Annotated in this window: 18 protein-coding genes; 4 read left to right on the top strand and 14 right to left on the bottom strand. The window is 49.2% G+C overall.

Features of this window, described 5'->3' with window-relative positions:
- Window positions 1–33 precede the first annotated feature (33 nt).
- The 3 genes from IE073_RS05890 to IE073_RS05880 all read left to right on the top strand — a co-directional run bounded on the left by IE073_RS05890 (window position 34) and on the right by IE073_RS05880 (window position 3,035).
- Window positions 34–963, top strand: a complete 930-nt coding sequence (locus IE073_RS05890; RefSeq protein WP_189582591.1) for a VOC family protein — start codon at window positions 34–36, stop codon at window positions 961–963.
- A gap of 54 nt (window positions 964–1,017) precedes the next feature.
- Window positions 1,018–2,040 (top strand): fumarylacetoacetate hydrolase family protein, encoded by a 1,023-nt coding sequence (locus tag IE073_RS05885; protein WP_189582588.1) that lies wholly within the window; start codon window positions 1,018–1,020, stop codon window positions 2,038–2,040.
- Window positions 2,041–2,126: 86 nt separating this feature from the next.
- Window positions 2,127–3,035, top strand: a complete 909-nt coding sequence (locus IE073_RS05880; protein ID WP_189582585.1) for a LysR family transcriptional regulator — start codon at window positions 2,127–2,129, stop codon at window positions 3,033–3,035.
- 22 nt (window positions 3,036–3,057) lie between these two features.
- Here IE073_RS05880 and IE073_RS05875 read toward each other — a convergent pair whose 3' ends face one another.
- From IE073_RS05875 to IE073_RS05810, 14 genes are all read right to left on the bottom strand, one after another.
- Window positions 3,058–4,122, bottom strand: a complete 1,065-nt coding sequence (locus IE073_RS05875; RefSeq protein ID WP_189582582.1) for an amidohydrolase family protein — start codon at window positions 4,120–4,122, stop codon at window positions 3,058–3,060.
- A 5-nt stretch (window positions 4,123–4,127) separates the two neighbouring features.
- Complete coding sequence (locus tag IE073_RS05870; RefSeq protein ID WP_189582579.1) at window positions 4,128–5,186, bottom strand: Rieske 2Fe-2S domain-containing protein; 1,059 nt, start codon at window positions 5,184–5,186, stop codon at window positions 4,128–4,130.
- A 153-nt stretch (window positions 5,187–5,339) separates the two neighbouring features.
- The gene (locus IE073_RS05865; RefSeq protein WP_189582576.1) at window positions 5,340–5,978 is read right to left on the bottom strand and encodes a CoA transferase subunit B; all 639 of its coding nucleotides are present in this window, start codon (window positions 5,976–5,978) and stop codon (window positions 5,340–5,342) included.
- Window positions 5,979–5,981: 3 nt separating this feature from the next.
- Window positions 5,982–6,677: a CoA transferase subunit A gene (locus IE073_RS05860; RefSeq protein WP_189582574.1), complete on the bottom strand. Its 696-nt coding sequence runs from the start codon at window positions 6,675–6,677 to the stop codon at window positions 5,982–5,984.
- 54 nt (window positions 6,678–6,731) lie between these two features.
- Window positions 6,732–7,658, bottom strand: a complete 927-nt coding sequence (locus IE073_RS05855) for an NAD-dependent epimerase/dehydratase family protein (RefSeq protein ID WP_189582571.1) — start codon at window positions 7,656–7,658, stop codon at window positions 6,732–6,734.
- Between the two features lie 5 nt (window positions 7,659–7,663).
- Window positions 7,664–8,461 (bottom strand): SDR family NAD(P)-dependent oxidoreductase, encoded by a 798-nt coding sequence (locus IE073_RS05850; protein ID WP_233349842.1) that lies wholly within the window; start codon window positions 8,459–8,461, stop codon window positions 7,664–7,666.
- Window positions 8,462–9,610, bottom strand: a complete 1,149-nt coding sequence (locus IE073_RS05845; RefSeq protein ID WP_233349841.1) for an FAD-dependent oxidoreductase — start codon at window positions 9,608–9,610, stop codon at window positions 8,462–8,464.
- A 9-nt stretch (window positions 9,611–9,619) separates the two neighbouring features.
- Complete coding sequence (locus IE073_RS05840; RefSeq protein ID WP_189582568.1) at window positions 9,620–10,594, bottom strand: fumarylacetoacetate hydrolase family protein; 975 nt, start codon at window positions 10,592–10,594, stop codon at window positions 9,620–9,622.
- 18 nt (window positions 10,595–10,612) lie between these two features.
- The gene (locus IE073_RS05835; protein WP_189582567.1) at window positions 10,613–11,179 is read right to left on the bottom strand and encodes a cupin domain-containing protein; all 567 of its coding nucleotides are present in this window, start codon (window positions 11,177–11,179) and stop codon (window positions 10,613–10,615) included.
- 4 nt (window positions 11,180–11,183) lie between these two features.
- The gene (locus tag IE073_RS05830; protein WP_233349840.1) at window positions 11,184–12,296 is read right to left on the bottom strand and encodes a cytochrome P450; all 1,113 of its coding nucleotides are present in this window, start codon (window positions 12,294–12,296) and stop codon (window positions 11,184–11,186) included.
- 102 nt (window positions 12,297–12,398) lie between these two features.
- Complete coding sequence (locus IE073_RS05825; protein WP_189582561.1) at window positions 12,399–13,559, bottom strand: alpha/beta hydrolase family protein; 1,161 nt, start codon at window positions 13,557–13,559, stop codon at window positions 12,399–12,401.
- Window positions 13,560–13,561: 2 nt separating this feature from the next.
- Window positions 13,562–14,464, bottom strand: coding sequence for a VOC family protein (locus tag IE073_RS05820; RefSeq protein WP_189582559.1), 903 nt, complete (start codon window positions 14,462–14,464; stop codon window positions 13,562–13,564).
- Window positions 14,465–14,474: 10 nt separating this feature from the next.
- Window positions 14,475–15,203 (bottom strand): glutathione S-transferase family protein, encoded by a 729-nt coding sequence (locus IE073_RS05815; protein WP_189582555.1) that lies wholly within the window; start codon window positions 15,201–15,203, stop codon window positions 14,475–14,477.
- Window positions 15,204–15,359: 156 nt separating this feature from the next.
- The gene (locus IE073_RS05810; protein WP_189582552.1) at window positions 15,360–16,262 is read right to left on the bottom strand and encodes a LysR family transcriptional regulator; all 903 of its coding nucleotides are present in this window, start codon (window positions 16,260–16,262) and stop codon (window positions 15,360–15,362) included.
- Between the two features lie 199 nt (window positions 16,263–16,461).
- Here IE073_RS05810 and IE073_RS05805 point away from each other — a divergent pair, with 199 nt between their 5' ends.
- On the top strand, window positions 16,462–18,972 hold the full coding sequence (locus tag IE073_RS05805; RefSeq protein WP_189582549.1) for a TonB-dependent receptor: 2,511 nt from the start codon (window positions 16,462–16,464) through the stop codon (window positions 18,970–18,972).
- Window positions 18,973–19,048: the final 76 nt, after the last annotated feature.

Here is a 19,048-nt window from a genome sequence, read left to right as displayed (position 1 = left end):
TTAATGGAGTGTAATATATACAGAGAGGCAGATATGGCACTCCGATCCCTTCACCACGTGTCCTTTACCGTCACCGATATTGAGAAAACTCAGCAGTTCGCCGAGGACTTCGGTCTTCGCACAGTTGAGAAAAGTGACAACCATATCATCATGAAAACAGCTGGCGGTGATGCCTGGTGCTATAAAGCCGTGCGAGGGGAGCGTGGTTTTACTGGAATGGGGTTTCTAGTTGAAAACGCAAGTGACCTAGAAGATGCGGTTAGAGATCACGGTGCCACTCCGGTGCGGAAGTTAGAAACGCCCGGCGGAGGATATGGCGTAACACTTACAAGCCCAGAAGGAATGAAGATTGACTTGGTACATGGTATTGAAGGCGACACGCCAGCAGAGGTTCAGCCAGAATTACGCTTAAATACACCTGCATCCCGCGTTCGTTTTTCTGAACCACAAGAGACACGTCCATTGGGACCTGCAACTCTATATCGTTTGGGGCATCTGGGACTATATGTGAATGATTATAAAAAAAATGCGGAATGGTTCGTAAATACGCTCGGTTTGATTGTTACCGACTCAATGCATATCCCCAATGTTCCGCAGAAAACAGTCGTCGGTTTTTTACGCATTGATCGTGGGGAGAAATTTGTGGATCATCACTCTGTGTTCCTCGCGGAAGATAAGCGATCTGACTTGCATCATATTTCATTTGAGGCGCAAGACTATGAAGCCCAGTTCAGGGCTCACCGTTGGCTCGGGTCGCAGGGGCATGAATTGAATTGGGGGGTTGGCCGTCATCCCTTAGGAAGCCACGTTTTTGATGTTTGGTTTGCGCCAGACAGGTACCGGTTCGAGTCGTTTTCAGACACGGACCTTGTCAACAACGCTCACGTTCACGGTCATCACGACATATCCAAACATGAAATGGACTGTTGGAGCGACGAACCAGCAAACAAATATTTCGAGTAAAAAATCGCACCGCGATGATGCATCCGCATCCTCGATATCAAGTAAGGAATTCGAATGACAAGATTTAATGACGCAACAGGCCTTGCTGAAGGCAGCTTTGGGGTAGGTACTTACCAAGCCAAAGATGGAAAACCCTTTCCGGGAATGGTTCTGCCAGACGGAACAGTCTTTGATCTGTCTGACAGATATTACGATACGCACGCAATTTTCGAAGATTGGGATCGTGCCGTTGACGGTATGAACGATCTTGCTGTGAAAAGAGACAGAGATGGCCAGAGATTTGAAGAGCTCAAAGCGTTGCCCGTCGTCGCCCATCCAAACATGCTTTGCGCGGGCTCAAACTATTGCTCACATGTCGCTGAGATGATGACGCATAATAAATTCAACCAAGATCAACGTGAACCAGGCGAGAGCGACGAGTCCTTTTACGCCCGGAACCTAGCGATTGTTGAGAAACGTAAAACTGAGGGCATGCCGTTTATCTGGACTGGGCTTCATTCCTCGCTTTGCGGCGCAAATGACGACATTATCCTGCCATTGATTGGCGAAAACCCGGATTGGGAATTAGAATTCGGCGTTATAACTAAGAACACGGGTCGTTACCTTAAGCCTGAAGAAACTGATGATGTGATCGCAGCTTATGTTATGTGCAATGACATTGGCACCGTGGATGAATTTCGCCGATCTGATGTTCGGTTCATGTTTGACTGGATCAGCAAGCATCAGCCAAATTTTAAAACGCTTGGCCCATTTGCAGTTCCAAAAGAGTTTGTTGATCGCAGCAAGGTTCAAATTCAATTGAAACTAAACGGCAAAATGATGCAGGACTGGCCGATTAGCGACATGATTTTCCAACCAGAGCAAATTCTCTCTTATTGTACAGAGCGCTTGCGGCTTGTCCCAGGTGATCTTTTAATCACGGGATCGCCTCCTGGAAACGGGGCGTTCCATGGCAATCGCTGGATGCGACCTGGGGATGTGGTCGAAAGTTCGATTACCTATCTTGGCCGACAGAGGAACGAAGTGATTGCGGAAGACGCTGGTGGACGAACGCCAACCTATGGTCCATTGCGCTAAACACACTAGATATTAGTCTTCCCGGCGGGAGTTTTCACCGCCATGTGATTGCCGCCTTTCATCATTGGTGTTAGCGGTGATCACATATGCGATTTGAAAAACTAGATTTAAACTTACTTGTCGTTCTGGATGCACTGCTAGAAGAACAAAGTGTCTCAATTGCGGCTGAGCGTTTGAACCTCAGTCAATCGGGCGCAAGCGCTGCATTGAGCCGCTTGAGAGAGTTTTTTGAAGACGACCTGTTGGTGTCCTCTGGTCGGACAATGACATGTACACCGCGAGGCGAGGCCCTGATCGAGCCGGTCAAAGCTGCGCTCAACCTCATTCGCGAAACAATCATCACTCCAGAGCAATTCAACCCTGCGACATCGGATCGAACAATCTCTATTGCTTCGATAGACGCTGTCACGAATGTTCTATTGACTGAGGCGGTCGGACTGTTTTCGCGCGAAGCGCCAAACATGCGCTTTAAGGTACTGCCTTTGGCGGAAGAACCTGCAACAATGCTGCCGCGTGGTCAGGCTGATATTATAATTTTAATCGACTACTTAGCGGATGCAGATTTGCCGAAAGAGTTTCTTTTTGAAGAAGACTTTGTTGCCATTGCTTGGGATAAAAACCCGTTAATTGAGGACGAGCTCACCTCCGATCTCTACGCAGAACTTGGTCATGTTTCGGTTCATTTGAACCACAATGTCCCAGGGTTCGATGAAACTGCGTTGAGACGTATAGGAGTCAATCGGAATATTGAGGCCTTCGCTCCAAGCTTCGCATCTGTACCGCGATTTGTGATTAAAACCAATCGTATCGCAATGATTCACCGGCGTCTCGCGACGCAAGTTAGTTCAACCCTGCCAATCCGCCTATATGAACTTCCTTTTGAGTTCCCAAAAGTTCGTGAGGTGGTTCAGTGGTCTGCGAAAAACACTAATGATGAGGCCGTTCGCTGGGTTGTAAGACGCCTTCAAGAAATTGCGAAAGACCTAGATTACTAGCCGTTTTCTTAGACTATTAAACTTAGCAACATTTTGTTGCTTTCAGCCCTAGCAACTCTGCAGCGTTCAGTCCCACGATTTTAGCTTTGTCAGCTTCGTTCAATTTGTCATGAAACCCAACTGGATCAGGCTCCGCCATATCGAACGGATAATCTGTTCCAAGGCATAATTTGTCGGCACCATGTGTCCTGACCAGAGAGTCTAATTGATCTTGATCGAAGACCAATGTGTCCATCCAAACTTGCTTTAAATAGCTAGATGGTTCGCGGCTGATGTGTCGTCGACAATCCTCGCGCGCACGGTAAGCGTGATCCATGCGGCCCCAATAACTGGGTAGATATCCGCCGCCATGGGCCACGCATAGTTTCAATCCCGGATGGGCGTCTAGTACGCCGCCAAAAATGAGATGGCTCAAGGCAATTGAGGATTCGATAGGGTTACCGATAATGTTGTCCAGATAATGCGAAGACAAACGTTCGCCATGGGAAAAACCAAGCGGGTGCATAAAAACCAGAACGCCAAGCTCTTCGGCCGCAGCAAAGAACGGCCGTAGACGCTCATCAGCGAGTTCAGTGCCGTCAACATATGTGCCAATCTCAACGCCGCGTAGGCCTAGATCGTTTACGCAACGCTTTAGTTCGGTGATCGCCATTTCGGTGTTCTGCAACGGAACTGTTCCCATTCCGACTAATCGGTCAGGGTGACGCCCGACAGCGCTTGCTATCCCGTCATTGACCGCCTGCGCCGCACTGCGGCCTAACTCCGGCGGGGCATAGTAGCAATACTGGCCAGGCGAGGGACTGATAGCTTGTACGTCGACGCCCAAGCGGTCCATATCTTCAAGGCGACCATCAATTGCATTCAGCTTCTTACCGATGCCACCACCAAACATTTTGCCATTTACCTGCATCGAGTCTTTAGACATGAATTTCATGGGACTTGGCGGGTTTTCTATCTCCGCGCGGATCAATTGATCCGCGGCAGGGATGTTTAAATGACAATGGATATCCACGACCAAGTTCTTGCCGCGCTGTTCAACGGAGATAGGTTTACGGTTATTTCCGCAAGTGGAGATGGTTTCGGACATCAAGGTTATTTCGTTTCCAAATCGAGCATCGCTTGAACACGTTTTCTGACTTTGATCGCACCAGCATCGGCTCTGACAAGTAGCTCTTTTTGAAGTTCTACGGATGCATCCAAGCGTTTTTCAACAGCATCAATCGCAATTTTGTCCTGCTCGCGAATTTTCGAATCCGATGCATGCCAAAAGTTGTCCAATCCTTTGTCACCAATTCTGAAGTTCCTGACTGCGAAGCCAAAGTAATGAGCAGAGTTCTCTGTTTCCGGTGTGATACCGTGCATAATATGAATGGTTCCAAGCTCTGCCGGAATATTGGTGCTGCCTTCTACTTTCCTGAAGAAGCCGAGCCCCGTACGGATGAGCTCTGGGCCATAAAACGCAGTTTCGTTTTCGACCTCCGCTAAGCCTTCATATTTGGCGGACTCGCCATAGACCATTTGATGGAAGGGGTTCCAAGGCACAACCGTATCACGCGTAAAATAGAAAATTCCATCCCGCTCTGAGTCACTATTTTTAGTTTTCGCGAGAGAGTCACCACCAGGTATATGATGATGGACATACGGCAAATGGGTTAAGTCTAATAGGTTGTCGATGAGCAGTTGATAGCGACCTGCCATATGAAAATAGTTGTACGAACTATCGTACCAACCATCTTGGTTGAGTCCAAAGTCCTCGTATGGCGGTATCAAAGCCGTGTCGCAAAGGTCCTGATCACCCATCCATATCCAACATAGGTTTCCGCGTTCTTCCATCGAGTAGGTTGGTTGGCAAAATTTAGCGCCCATACCTTGCGATGGAATATCAATGCAGTCTCCAGTATGGTCAAAAGTGAAGCCGTGATATCCGCAGACAAGGGCATCGCCCTTCACCTTACCTTGCGCGAGGGGGAAGTATCGATGCGGACAAATACCGTACATGGCGACAGGGTCACCGTTTTCTTTACGGTACATAGCGACGACTTTCCCAAGGATCGTCCGTTCGATCGGGTCGCGTGAAATCTCATCACTGGTAGCCGCAATATACCACCTATTGCGAACCATCGTTTGTTCGGTAGAAAAAGGATAAGCCATTTTACTCTCCAGCGGTTTCGGAAGTAACTCCGCAATCGCGAAGCTATTGGTGGTTTCGTTTGACGCTAACCTTTCGCAACAGTCTATGAAAAACGTTTTGAGGCATAACTCGCATTAGGTGAATTGATAGATTGGGTATTCCTATTTGGGAATTTAGGTCCAAATAACGTCAGCTTCGGTTTTAGCTTGGATCTCATCTAATGTCACATTTGGTGCTAATTCTCTCAAGCGAAAGCGTTGCTGACCAGGTGCACGATCAAATACGCCTAGATCCGTCACAACCATATGAATACAATTCTGTCCCGTCAGAGGCAGTGTACAAGCCTTGATAAATTTACTTTTGCCACGCTTATTCGTGTGATCGAAAAGTGCGATGCAGCGCTTTACACCGGCCACAAGATCCATCGCGCCGCCCATTCCCTTGACCATTTTTCCTGGGATCATCCAATTAGCGATATCTCCGTTTTCCGAGACTTCCATAGCGCCCAAGATAGACAGATCGATATGGCCTCCCCGGATCATGGCGAAGCTCGTGGCGCTATCGAAAAAGCTGGATTTTGGGAGCGTTGTGATCGTTTGCTTTCCAGCATTGATTAAGTCGGGATCAACTTCGTCTTCTGTTGGGAAGGGCCCCATGCCCAACATTCCGTTCTCTGATTGCAGGGTGACATTCATGCCGCCTGGAATATGATTTGCAACTAAGGTTGGAATACCAATCCCTAAATTGACGTAGAAACCGTCTTCCAATTCTTGTGCTGCACGCGCTGCCATTTCATCTCGTGTCCAAGCCATCGCCTAAGCCTCCCGTACTGTGCGTTGTTCAATTCGTTTTTCGCATTTAGCTTCAACTATGCGTTGGACGAAAATGCCCGTTGTATGGATAAAGTTTGGGTCAAGCGATCCTACAGGGACGATTTCGTCCACCTCTGCAACCGTAATTTTGCCAGCCATCGCCATCATTGGGGAAAAGTTTCGTGCAGTGGCCTTGTAAATCAAATTACCTTCAGCGTCACCTTTCCAAGCTTTTATAATCGCAAGATCAGCTTTGAGTCCGGTCTCCAAAATATAAGTCTCTCCATTAAATTCTTTATGTTCTTTGCCCTCGCCGATTAGCGTGCCAACGCCAGTTTTTGTATAAAACCCTGGAATGCCGGAACCGCCCGCACGGATTCGTTCTGCCAGCGTGCCTTGGGGGTTGAATTCCAGCTCAAGTTCGCCGCCGAGGTATTGGCGTTCAAACTCTTTGTTCTCGCCGACATAAGAGCTAACCATTTTCGTGATCTGCTTGGTTTCTAGCAATTGTCCAAGGCCAAAGCCGTCCACACCTGCATTATTCGAAATCACAGTTAGATTTTGCGCACCGCTGTCGCGTAGGGCGGCAATCAGGTTTTCTGGAATGCCGCACAGGCCAAACCCGCCCGACATTACAGTAAGGCCGTTTACACAAAGCCCCTCTAAAGCCGACGTTGCTGTTGGATAAACTTTGCTCATTTTGATTTCCTGTTTGGCTTTACCTGAACGCTTCGCATTAGTTTTTTCCCGATATCAACCATCGTGTTTCTCAGATAAGACAGAGTTGACGAGTGTTTTTAGATTGATGTCTGATATGAAACCCATCCTTTGTGCCGACGGTGTCGTCACAGGAGGATGCGCCGCAAATATGGATTGCAGCGCGGCATCGGGCACATAGTGGATGGTCGAAGTTGACCCACCAATTTGATCTCGTATTTCATTTTCTAGCGCTAACATATTGACCCTTACTGCAGGCAATAGCACGGCGTTGTGATTGACGACGTCACTGGTTTCTATGGTTGCAGCCAGTGCGATATTTTTTGCTGCTGTCGCAACAGAGCTAAGCCATGAATTCGCGCCTTTTTCCACTGGCATCGTGAAGTCCTGATCACTTCGAAGGGCATGAAAAATGTCGCTTAGAAAAGCGGATTTCATACCTGATGGAGATTTTGGTCGCGCAACGATACCAGGTAAGCGAAGCGAGATCCCATCAACATCTCCCCGACGGCTCAGAGTGGCAATCCAATTTTCCATCATGAATTTATGAGCACCGTAATACATTTCCGGCTGGGGCGGTACCGCGTCCATGACGGGAGTTTCGGGAAGCTTACCAAAGACTGCAATGGAGCTTGCAAAGACGAAGCGGGGGCAATCCCCTGCTTTAGCTGCCATATCAATCAAAGCCATCGTAGCGTCGACATTGACTGATTTCGCGAGTGCAGGGTTGGCTTCTGCCTCGCCGCCTGGGACTGTAGCCAAGTGAATGACTGCATCGCAACCGCCTGAAAAGGCCCGCGAGAGCACTTCAGGGCTGCGCAAGTCGCCACTCAGTTTAGTGATATTTGGCGTATTTGATAGAGCGCCTAAATCCGTATCTAGGGCGACAATGTCATGACCTTTTAACTGCCGGACGACACGCCGCCCGACGAAACCACCCGCGCCTGTCACAATAACCCGCATGTTGATCAGCTTCCATCGGTTATGGTTGTGCCACCATCCACGATCAAATTATGACCGGTGACAAAACTTGCGGCATCCGAGGCTAGAAATAACGCACAGCCAGCAACATCTTCGACTTGTCCAAGTCGGCGTAGAGGTGTCATTTGCAGACGGCGTTCAAGGAAATCACGATTGCCAGTAAGGGGCTGTGCAAGAGTGGTTTCTATAAGCCCAGGAGAGATTGCGTTCACGCGGATATTATCTGGTCCCCATTGCACGGCTAAATTTCTGGCGAGTTGAGCAACACCAGCTTTTGCAAGTGCGTAGGCATTTATTACGGCATTCCCTCGTAGGCCTGCAATACTAGACATCAGAATTATCGATGCAGATGATTGAGTTCTCAGAGTTGGGTAGGCGGCCTTTGCGAGTGTCACCATACTATGAAGGTTGGTGTCGAAAACTTGTAAATCATCATCTGGGTTCGACGTTGTGAGAGGCCCTGCCTTGCCCGTCACTCCTGCATTACAGACCAAAATATCGATTTGCCCGAAGTGTCGAAGCGTGGTGTGTATTAAACTTATTTGGTCGTCGTCTTTTGTAACGTCGCAAGTCACGCCGAGTACATCATATCCTTTGTCCGCTAATCTCCTGATTGTGAGTTCAACGTCTTCTGATGACTCACTGGATATCACGCATTTTGCCCCTTCTTGGCAAAAGGCTTTCGCTATGGCCAACCCAATGCCGCGTGTTGACCCTGTTACAATTGCAACTTGTCCCGTCAGATCGAAAGGGGCTATTAATTCTAGAGAAGCCTCAACCGACACTTAGATCGGCTTAGATACGACAGCGACACTGTCTGCGGTTGCTTTCCCTGAATCGACCAGAGGCCCTTTTCCAAGCTGGCCCATACAAATGGCGAGGCTGTTCTTCACGATGTAGTCACACCGTTCATAACGGCGATTGCGATAACTTTTGAAAGCTTCAACTGGGGTTGTCGCATCAGCAAGTTCTTCCGCTAGAACAAGCGCGTCTTCGATGGCCAAGCCTGCACCTTGACCCAAATGCGGCGTCGTAGAATGCACCGCATCGCCAAGCAATACGACGCGGCCTTTGTGCCAATCCTCTTCTAGCATCAACCATTCGAGAGGACGGTAAACCACACCTTCATTCTCCGTTATCTCGTCAGCGTAGTGATGAAGGGTTGGGCAGGCCATGTGTAGTCGATTGCGCATCTCTTCCGCGCGAATAGACATTTCGAACCGCGGATTTCCCGGTTCGGGGGTCGTGATATACATGTAGATTTTTTCTTCAGACATCGGAACCAACCCAACGCCAATGCGTCCATTATAAGCATGCAGGCCTTCCATGCCATCAGGTCGATTAAAGTTGTAACGCCAAACAGCTTGGCCAGTATATTGTGGTTCAGCCGCGTCAGGGAACAGCATTTTTCGCGTTTGGGAGTAGATACCATCTGCGCCGATCACGAGATCATATTTTCCCTTGGAGCCATCACTAAAGGTGACGTCAACGTGATCTCCCGTATCATTGATTGTTTCTGCCGTGAGGCCAAGCCTGATGTCTGCACCTCGTTTTTGGGCGCTTTCGGCCAGAACCTTTTGAAGGGCGGGGCGCGCGATACCAGCATTTGCAGGGTAGCCTTCAACAAGGGGAGAGATTGGAATGTGGGCGACTTGCGCACCAGTGGGCGCGAAAATTTTCACGTGATCAAAGCCGTAACTCGCGTCGATATAATCATCAATCACGCCAAGCTGATACATAGCTCGGATGACATTATTTTGTTGGATTATCCCGACACCATAAACGGTCCATTGTGGATCACGCTCAATCATTTCGACATCATAGCCCTTTTTACGCAAAGCAATGCCAGCGGATAACCCGCCGATTCCTGCGCCTATAATCAGGACTTTCCAAGGTTTACCTTGGCCTTGTATTGAAGGTGCGTTCTTCATCATCGACTGGTCCTAGTTTTGAATGACAGTTTGATAGATTGGGCCGAAGAGGGCTTGCCCCTCTGTGCTACGTGCTTCCATTCGAACTGTGTCGCCAAAAGACATAAAGGGGGTTCGAGCTTCCCCAAAATCGATCATGTCAATGGCGCGACGTTCCGAGATGCAGGACGATCCGACATCTGCATAGTTTTTGTTGGAAACAGTCCCTGAGCCAATAATTGTACCCGCGACTAGCTCGCGAGAATTTGCAGCATGAGCGACGAGTTCATGGAATCCATATTCCATTTCATCACCAATGGCCTCGCCAAATCTTTTGTCGTTCCACTCAACATGCAAAGGTAAATGAACGCGCCCGTCTTTCCATGCATCACCAAGTTCTGTTGGTGTGACGGCGACTGCCGCCATGCTACAAGCAGGTTTGGCATTCACGAAGCCAAAACCCGTTTTCATTTCGACGGGAGCAACTGCACGAAGGCTCCAGTCGTTAATTTGGACGATCAATTTAATATGGGCCATCGCATCTTTCGCGGAAGTGCCCATTGGTACGGTATCGACGATAACTCCAAATTCACCTTCGAAATCGATCCCTGCTTTTTCAGATAGAAATGGGACGGCGTCAGATGGCCCATAGAAACGGTCTGACATACCTTGGTACATAAGTGGGCGACCACTATCGATGGGGGGAAGGTTGAATGCCTTTTGCATTAACTCTCCATGCTGCGGAAAGGCTGACCCGTCGAGCCATTGCCATGATCTAGGTAAAGGGGCTCGAGCGGAGGCAGGGTCGAAGGCCACTGCGTTCTTAACCTCGCCAGAACGCAAGGCATCTGACAACGCCAGTAATTGTGGCGCGACATTTATCCAGTCTTCGACTGCAGCTAATAGGTTCGGAGCAATTCCATCGGCCGCCACGCAATGCGTGTTGTCCTCGGACACGACGACAAGTCGTCCATCAGGGCTATCAGAGTTTAGGGTGGCGAGTTTCATAATCTTGGGTTTTCCAGCCTAGGCGAGTTCGGGACTAAATTTTCCGTCGATAAGGATAAAGGCAATGCGGCAATCGCGATCAGAGCGGTTAGCCCATCCATGGTTAGTTCCCCGCTGGATAATGATATCGCCAGTTTTGCAGAGAGTTTCCCCTTCGTCCATTATGAGAACAATCTCGCCATCAAGCACAATTCCATAGTCGATCGTTTCGGTTTTGTGCATATGGGCGTGACGTTCACTGTTGCCACCATCCGCGACAGCATCGCCGGCCCCAATTTCTGCGAAATGGGCAATTCGTTCCTCAGGTGTCAGGCTGTCAAAACTAGCGTCATCTGGCGGGATATCCAAAACGCGGATACGTGTACCGTTTGCTGGTGGCGCGAGTTTAATGCCGTCTTCGTGAGGTTCTCCGCTTGCAGGATCAATAGGTGCTGGAGTCTCAGTTGTATTCCAAACTTCATAAAACATGGGTCCGGTATCGCCGCCAATGCGTTGCACGCGCGGCGGAGGACTGTCATCAAGGATAACTGCTTTTCCATTAGCATTATGACCTGTTACGATCCGGCGAAAAGGCGCTTTTGTCATAAGCTCATCCTACTTTTTCTAGTTTGACGGGAAGGCTCGCAATTGAGCACAAAGTATTGTTTAACCTGATCACCGGCGGACCTGCGGACGTAATCCTTGTTATTTTTTCGCGTAGGGCCGAGAGCAAGGCATCGGCTTCCATTCGGGCAACCATCTGGCCCAGGCAAACATGGATGCCATGACCGAAACCAACATGACCTGACGCATTGCGGGTGACAGAAAAAGCCTCTGGATTGTCCCATCGCCTTTCGTCTCGATTTGCCGCTGCAAGAAATGTCAGAACCTTCGATCCCTCTGGGATCGTCACGCCAGCTAGTGATGTCTCATGCGCCGCCGTGCGGAAAAAAGTTTGAACCGTGGAGCGCCAACGCAATCCCTCGTTGAAGGCTCGGCGGGTGGAGCTTTGACTCGTGTCCATTTTTCCAAACTCATCTGGGAATTGCGTAAAGCCATACATCAGATTTGAAATCCCGTTGACCGTCGTGTCCACGCCAGCAGACAATAACGAGCGGACAAGGCGCTCGGCTTCCGCGTGAGTGCAATCGCCTCGATCAGCGGATTGGAAGACCGCCTCTCCCCAACCATCAGGCTTTAAATTTTCTCGTTTACAGGCTTCTGTTACCCAGCTTATGGCGGCATCTGCATCTGCCATGCCGCTATGGAAAATTTCATTCTTTGGTCCAAAAGCGTTGAAAACAATCGAAGCGTAAGTGAGGAGATGGTCGCGTCCCTCGTCCATGAGACCTACCGCGTCAGGAAAGACCCGCATTGGAAATTCTTCGGCTAAGTCGGTTACGGCGTCAAATGTGTCTTTTTCTATCAATTCTGCAACCAGGGTTTTAGCTTTTCCCCGCCAATCATTTTCCAAGGCCTTCAAGACCGGCATGGCGACAATGCGGTTCATCAAGTTGCGGGTGCGATCATGAAGTGGTGGATCAGCTTCTAATAAAAGTGACGGTGGTCGAAACGGTTTCTCTTTTGCAAAATCGGCAAGTCCAACTCCACGACTTGAAACGAAAGTTTCATGATTTTTCAGAACTTGGGTGACTTCCTCGTGCCGCGCGACACCGTATGCCCCAATTGAGTCGAGCCAGAAAATTGGACCGACATCCCGCATCTGCGGATGATAGCGAAAAGGGTCAGTTAAAAAACTTTCCGAGAATGGATCTATCTCAAGTCGAGGAAGTTTTGGTTGGGATATGTTCGCGCTCGATTGCATTTAACCCAAACGCCCACCCAATGTGTCAACAAACCAATCGGCGATATAGTCACGACCATAGGACATGTTATCCGCGCCAACATGTTCGATGCCGCCCTCGCGCGGGGTGAAAATTTTCAACTCAGGCTTCACCGAGTTAGTCATTTGTTCGAAGGCTTGATGCGCATATTTCACGTTGATCTGGCGATCATTCTGGCCGTGAGTAATCAAGAATGGCATTTTTATTTTATCCATATGGCCATTCATATTCATGCCCTCGACCTTTTTGAAAAAGTCTTCTTTATTATCTGCGCCGAAGACCCAATAGACGTGCTTCCAATAATGTGGGACAGGGTTCTCGCCTTCGCGGTCCAGGCGACCAATTTGGACTTCGTGCCAATTGTGATTAGCTCCCCAGACTGCGCCAGAAGCAAAGCGAGGCTCATAAGCCGCGGCTCTAGCTGCGAAATGCCCGCCAAGGGATATGCCTGAAACGCCAATGCGATCCGCATCAACATCATCGCGTGATGCTAGATACTCATAACACGGCGTCGCCCACTCTTCCGCAAATGGTGTGGCAGGTAGGTTGTGAAGACGTAGCGTTTCGCCAGTTCCAGGCTGATCTACGCAAAGCGTGGATATACCGCGTTTCGCGAGCGCGTGGGGCAGCCATGACCAGAACAACAGTTCTTTATTGCTGTCTAACCCGTTTGTGAAAAGAACGCAGGGTGCTTCGCCTTCAACACCCTCTGCCCGTGTGAAGAGCGCTGGCATAACCGCGCCTTTATAAGGGATTTCAACACGCTCACAATTTTCACCGCTATACTCGATATATTTTTTAAAAGCGTCTTGGGCCTTGGCAAAGGTTTTGGCTTTCTCTGGCGACGTCGCGCTCTGCATACGCTCGGCGGTGGTATAATATAAGCAAGCCCTGCGTAGTTTTTCTGCGGCAGAGAATTTCCGCCCGCGTTCGAGGTCTTCGCTTGCAAGCTCTGAAAGCGTAGCGGCTTTCATCGCCCATTGTTTCATGAATTGCGGCGTCCCCGCATCTGCGCCTTCGTCCGCGGCGCGCTTAATTGGCTCGCACATGTCAACAATTTCGCCGAGCTCTGCTCCGCTGGCCACCGCTATCGCGACAGAGAGGTTCCAGATATAATTAGGAAAAAATTCGTAGAGGGCCATGGTTAAACTCCAATGTCTTTAAATAATCCGGCGTCGGGCATAGGTTTTGGCATGGTCTCAGGACCGCCGACACCAAACCCCCACTGATCCATAACGTCCTTGCTCGGCGGGTGAACCTTGGCTTCCCATGTTGCGTCATCCACCTCTTCGAGATCGCACGTATATTCGACGGCGTAACCAGCCGGTGTGACGTAATATGAGAATACATTGTTCCCAGCCGTATGCCGTCCTGGGCCCCAAGTAATGTCGCCATTGGTATCCCGCAGTCTGGCAACGCCCTTCATAATCGCGTCGACGTCAGGAACGTCATAGGCCACATGATTAAACGCTGGCGGTCCAGGAAGAATGGCCATCCGATGGTGCCATTTATTGCACCGCAGAAAACACATGAAATCCCCAAGCCAATCTGAGACCTTAAAACCTAAGGCATCTTCGTAGAATTTGACGTAACCTTTGTGATTAGGGGAGTGAAGAACAACGTGGCTGATTTTTTCAGGACGCGCTTCACCAGATTTCAGGACTTCTGGGTTACGCGTTTCGAAGTCAGTCGCAACCTCAATTGTGAAGCCGTTCATATCAAAGAACCTGAAGCCGTAACCGCCTCCGTGGGTGTTCATATCATGGGGTTGATTGATGAGCTTGCCGCCAGCGGCTTCAACTTGAGGAACGAGCGCGTCGACTTCATCTCGGTCTTTCGCGCTCCAGCTTATGACATCAATTCTTGGCTCCGCGGTCTCCCGCAGCCGAACTGAATATGTCGCGGTGCTTCCGGGTGCGACGAGATAAACCATATCGTCGGGGCTTTTGACTTCTTCAAGTTTCCAGCTTTCGATGTAGAAACGCTTCTCTGCTTCTAGATCAGAAACGCCGTAACCGATAAATCGTATGTCATTTACTCGGGCCAAAGGGGGCCTCCTAATTATGGGTGTTTGCAAAATCTGCATGCGGGGGTGGCATCGCAATTTTTGATTTCAGAAATTCTGGATTGAGGCCCTGTGACTCCAAATATGCTTCCGCGCGACTTTCTTGGTCTAAAGCCTTTTGCACGGCCGGGATCTTCAGAGTCTTAGCATAGTGGGCGGAAATACTCGGAAAATCCGTCGGGTCAAACCCAGCCCCTGTAACTCGGAACCAGACCCAATGCAGATAAGCATCAATGATCGTGAAATCTGTTCCTGTTAGCCAAGGTTGATTGTCCAAGACGTCCTCAAAATACACCAGTTGCTCTCGTAAAGTCTTTGTCGCGAGTTGGGCGACTCGCTCTGGCCCAGTTTCAATGTCGCAGAAAAAATGTGGAACTCGTATCCGCGACACCAGCGGATGCAGGTCTGAGGAGAACTTTGAGAGCCAACCTAAAACTTGAGCTCGTTCCAGCGCAGAGTCCATTTTTGGCAGAAGTTTAGCGTGGGGATAGGTTTCGTCGAGCCATGTCAAAATGGCGATGTTCTGAGATATCGGCGTATTATCAGCCACAAGGACCGGAATTTTAGATGACGGGTTCAGCGCCTTAAAAGAAGGTTTTTTGTGACCGCCCGCCATGAATGAAACGAGTTCGGTTTCAAATTCAACGCCGATCATCTCAAGCGCGATTAGCGCAACGCGAGAGCAAGCGCCTGGTGCGAAATATAGCGTCAGCTTGCGCATTCTAAAGCGGTGATAAACCACACGGCGGCGTTGTGTTCGATATCATGCAGTTTCTCCCCAAATACTAGCGGCCAAATCCGTCAGTAAATTCGAAAAGAGTCGTAAGGCTTGCTGTAGGATTATAAAAAGTTATTGTTTTTATAGATAAGTATTTGTTTAGTTGATTATTGATCTTTTGATCTGGTCAACCATCCACTTGATCCCCGGGTCATCAATACGCGTGCTGTGGTATTGCACGTGTTCTTCAAGCGTTTGAAAATCAAACGGCACGGGCGTGATGGCGATTGGCAGGCGTTCAGCAAAAAATTTAGCTAATCTCTCATGCATGACAGTTAATCGATCCGTTCCAACAACCATCTCGGGCGCCAAAAGAAACGAGCCGACAATCACATCCGCGTCCCGAGGCTTTTTTCGTTTTTCTAGCATTTGATCGGTAACGGAAAGCGGGACTTTGCGTCCAAGTTTAACGACCACATGTCCGGCATTGTAAAAATTGTCTTCTGACAATCCATTTTTAATTAGTGGATTTGTCTTACAGCCTACGACAACGAAACGCTCTTCAAAGAGAAATTCAGAAGGAAAATTGTCAGACAGCATTTGTTTTGGAGATAGCTTCAAATCGATTCGACCTTGCGCCAATAAATCGTTCGTTGAGTCTCCTGGCGGCAAGAGTTCAACTTGGATATTCGGAGCAACTTTCGTCAAGTGCCGCAGTAAGGGTACAAAGATGATCTGCGCTAAGTAGTCCGATGCCGTTATTGTAAACTTACGCGTTGAAGTCTTTGGGGCGAAAAAGGCGGTTTTAGAAATGAGAGAGTCCACATTGGCCAACAAAGCCTTCAGCTCTTGATGAATACGAAGTGCATGTGAAGTGGGAACCATGCGTTTGCCATGAAGCTTCAGAATAGGGTCGTTAAAGTAATCCCTAATGCGTCCAAGCGCGGCGCTCATGGCGGGTTGGCTCAGGTGAAGTCTCTCTGCAGCGCGTGAGACACTCTTTTCATCCAGCAAAGCGTCAAGCGCCATAAGCAAGTTAAGGTCTAGGCCTTTGAATCTCATAACGGGTCCTTCTTCGGGCGCGATTCTAACGGAGGCTTAAATAGCGCAACAGACTTGGGTGAGTTTATATATCTACAAGCATTTAAAAAATATATGGTCTATTATAAAAACAATCGATTTTACTGATTAATACTTCTCCCCCTAGGTCTACTTTAATGAAAAACGGCGCTTGACGTCCGTGAACAGGGGAATTTTTACAATGTTTAAGACAGCACTAACAACGTCCAGTGTGGCTATTCTTAGTTTGGCGCTCAGCTATTCACCAGCCTTTGCACAATCCAGTGAAGCTGGAGACACAACAAACGCACGAAATGGAATTGACGAGATCATCGTAACGGCCCAGCGGCGAGCCCAGTCTTTGCAAGACGCAGCAGTTGCAATTGAAGCGTATGACCAAGACTCCTTGACGCAGCTTGGTTTGGAAACGGCTCAAGACCTTGCCGCATTGTCACCCTCACTGGGTATTAGCGCAGGTGGCGGTCCCCTAACGAGTATTTTTGTACGCGGTGTTGGTGCTTTAACTGTGAACCCGCTAACAGACTCTGCCGTCGCGCAAAATGTTGATGGCGTATATTTGGGGCGTTCAAGTGGTGCGGCTGGCCTCGCGTTGTATGATCTGGAGCGGGTCGAGCTTTTGAAGGGGCCTCAGGGTACTCTATATGGACGGAACGCAACAGGCGGTGTCATCAATTTCATTCCCCAAAAACCTATCATCGGTGAGACGTCGGGTTACGCTCAAGCTGAGTTCGGCAATTATAATAAGCGCGGATTTCAGGGAGCTGTTAATCTGGGCCTTGCCGACAATGTCGCTGCGCGCATATCAGGCAATTTACTGAAGCGTGACGGCTACGCTGACGATGGCACAAATGATGCAGACTCGTTCAGCCTTCGGGGACAATTCTTGTTTGAGGTGTCCGACGCCCTCTCTATTCGGGTTGCGGGTGATTATGCCGAGAATAATGCCAAAGGTCCTGGTGGGGATTTGATCGGGACTTACAGTAACGATACTGGTTCACTCACCGATTTCACGCCATCGGGACTGCCTAGGGATAGTGGGCCAACTGCGGATGGCGCCAACGCAATAAGAGGCGGTACTCTCCACACCCCATCCTTTGCCCCTTTCCAGCCAATTGATTCAAATGACTTATATCAAGACATTAGTTTTTCTGGTCTCATGGCGGAGATTAATTACGAGATCGACGCAGGTACGTTTACGCTGATCCCAGCTTACAGAGATTCTGAGCAAGATTATCAGTTTGCGGGCCCTGGTTTTGCTCCAGCGAGCACGAAAGAAAACAATAATCAGAAGAGCATAGAGCTGCGTTTCGCATCAGATTTAGAGGGTCCGTTCAATGGTATCGTTGGCGCATTTTACATTGATGAGGAAATAAGCACGAGTACTGTATTTGCGCAGAACTATGCGTCGCCCATCCAGAATTACGATAACGGCGGCGAATCTTGGGCTGTTTTCGGACAAGGCACTTTTGAGGTCAGCGACACGTTTCGTTTGAACGCGGGGCTTCGTTATACGGAGGACAGTAAATTTGTTGACGGGATTAGCGATACTTTCGTCACATTCTGTGGCGGCGCGCCAGCAAGAGGCGACTTCTTGACACCTGGACCGCCCTTCATCGCGAATGCATTCAATCATGGCTGCGCGTCGGGCTTAATTCCTGCTCAACCTGTTACATCGGACCGGGATGCGTTTATTCAGCATTTCGTGGACCGAGGACTGATTGCGGCCGATTCAGTCGCAACGGTACCGGGAATGGGACCACCTCCTGTTTATAATTTCCTTATTCCGGGCTTAAGTAATTTCCCCAACTCGCCAGATCAAATCGCTGCAATTGTTAACGTGGGTGATGGAGCTTTGCGAGCTGATCTTGACTACAGCGAAGTGACCTATCGACTTGGCGCTGAATTTGATTGGGGGTCTAGCAACCTTCTCTACGCAACATATGAGACGGGATATCGTGCAGGGGGTGTGGATTTAAGCTCAGCTAGCCCAACATATGATCCCGAATATATCGATGCATTCACAGTCGGATCAAAAAATAGATTCTTGGACAACACTCTTCAGGTCAACGCCGAAGCCTTCCTTTGGAAATATGATGGTCAACAAGTCACCTATTTCACAACTCTGGATTCAGCGTCTGCTTTCCCAATCGCAAATGCCGATGCAACCATTAAAGGTGTGGATCTCGATGTAATCTGGGCCGCTACAGAAAACACGACAATCAGCGGCAACATGCAGATATTGGACTCAACATATGACGAACTAGAGCTCATTTCTGATCCGGGCAGAGGCCGCTTCGGCTGTTCCTCCAACGGCGTTAATGGTGCTGTGGAAAGTTATGATTGTTCGGGAAGTTCGTTGCTATATTCGCCAGACTTCGGCGCTGATTTGAGTGTGAATCACGTATTTGATATCCAGAGCTTCGATTTATCCCTTACGGCGAATGCTTCGTATCGTGCAGAGCAAGAGACCAACTTTCTTCTGTTGGATGAAACAACGTCCGATGCCTACACGACATTTAATATTGACGCGACGCTTTCACCAGATGATGCGGGCTGGATGCTTTCCGCCTTCGTGCGTAACTTGACCGATGAACGGGTCACGACCAACACTAACGTTTCCAATCGGGGACTGGCCTATGCCGTGTTCACGCCACCACAGACCTATGGCGTCAGATTGCGCGCGAACTTCTAGTCGATTTATAATTAGATGACACACCCCATCCCAAAATGCTCGGCATCTTGGGGCGGGGTTTTTACATTGCAGACCC

Source organism: Litorimonas cladophorae, from assembly GCF_014652455.1.
Classification (GTDB): Bacteria; Pseudomonadota; Alphaproteobacteria; order Caulobacterales; family Maricaulaceae; genus Litorimonas; species Litorimonas cladophorae.
The sequence above is the reverse complement of the archived record's forward strand: the minus strand, read 5'-3'. Positions and strand labels throughout refer to the sequence as shown.

Coding starts and splice junctions, on each gene's coding strand:
- IE073_RS05890 (WP_189582591.1), top strand. CDS start 34: ATGGCACTCCGATCCCTTCACCACGTGTCCTTTACCGTCACCGATATT.
- IE073_RS05885 (WP_189582588.1), top strand. CDS start 1,018: ATGACAAGATTTAATGACGCAACAGGCCTTGCTGAAGGCAGCTTTGGG.
- IE073_RS05880 (WP_189582585.1), top strand. CDS start 2,127: ATGCGATTTGAAAAACTAGATTTAAACTTACTTGTCGTTCTGGATGCA.
- IE073_RS05875 (WP_189582582.1), bottom strand. CDS start 4,122: ATGTCCGAAACCATCTCCACTTGCGGAAATAACCGTAAACCTATCTCC.
- IE073_RS05870 (WP_189582579.1), bottom strand. CDS start 5,186: ATGGCTTATCCTTTTTCTACCGAACAAACGATGGTTCGCAATAGGTGG.
- IE073_RS05865 (WP_189582576.1), bottom strand. CDS start 5,978: ATGGCTTGGACACGAGATGAAATGGCAGCGCGTGCAGCACAAGAATTG.
- IE073_RS05860 (WP_189582574.1), bottom strand. CDS start 6,677: ATGAGCAAAGTTTATCCAACAGCAACGTCGGCTTTAGAGGGGCTTTGT.
- IE073_RS05855 (WP_189582571.1), bottom strand. CDS start 7,658: ATGCGGGTTATTGTGACAGGCGCGGGTGGTTTCGTCGGGCGGCGTGTC.
- IE073_RS05845 (WP_233349841.1), bottom strand. CDS start 9,610: ATGATGAAGAACGCACCTTCAATACAAGGCCAAGGTAAACCTTGGAAA.
- IE073_RS05840 (WP_189582568.1), bottom strand. CDS start 10,594: ATGAAACTCGCCACCCTAAACTCTGATAGCCCTGATGGACGACTTGTC.
- IE073_RS05835 (WP_189582567.1), bottom strand. CDS start 11,179: ATGACAAAAGCGCCTTTTCGCCGGATCGTAACAGGTCATAATGCTAAT.
- IE073_RS05830 (WP_233349840.1), bottom strand. CDS start 12,296: ATGCGGGATGTCGGTCCAATTTTCTGGCTCGACTCAATTGGGGCATAC.
- IE073_RS05825 (WP_189582561.1), bottom strand. CDS start 13,559: ATGGCCCTCTACGAATTTTTTCCTAATTATATCTGGAACCTCTCTGTC.
- IE073_RS05815 (WP_189582555.1), bottom strand. CDS start 15,203: ATGCGCAAGCTGACGCTATATTTCGCACCAGGCGCTTGCTCTCGCGTT.
- IE073_RS05810 (WP_189582552.1), bottom strand. CDS start 16,262: ATGAGATTCAAAGGCCTAGACCTTAACTTGCTTATGGCGCTTGACGCT.
- IE073_RS05805 (WP_189582549.1), top strand. CDS start 16,462: ATGTTTAAGACAGCACTAACAACGTCCAGTGTGGCTATTCTTAGTTTG.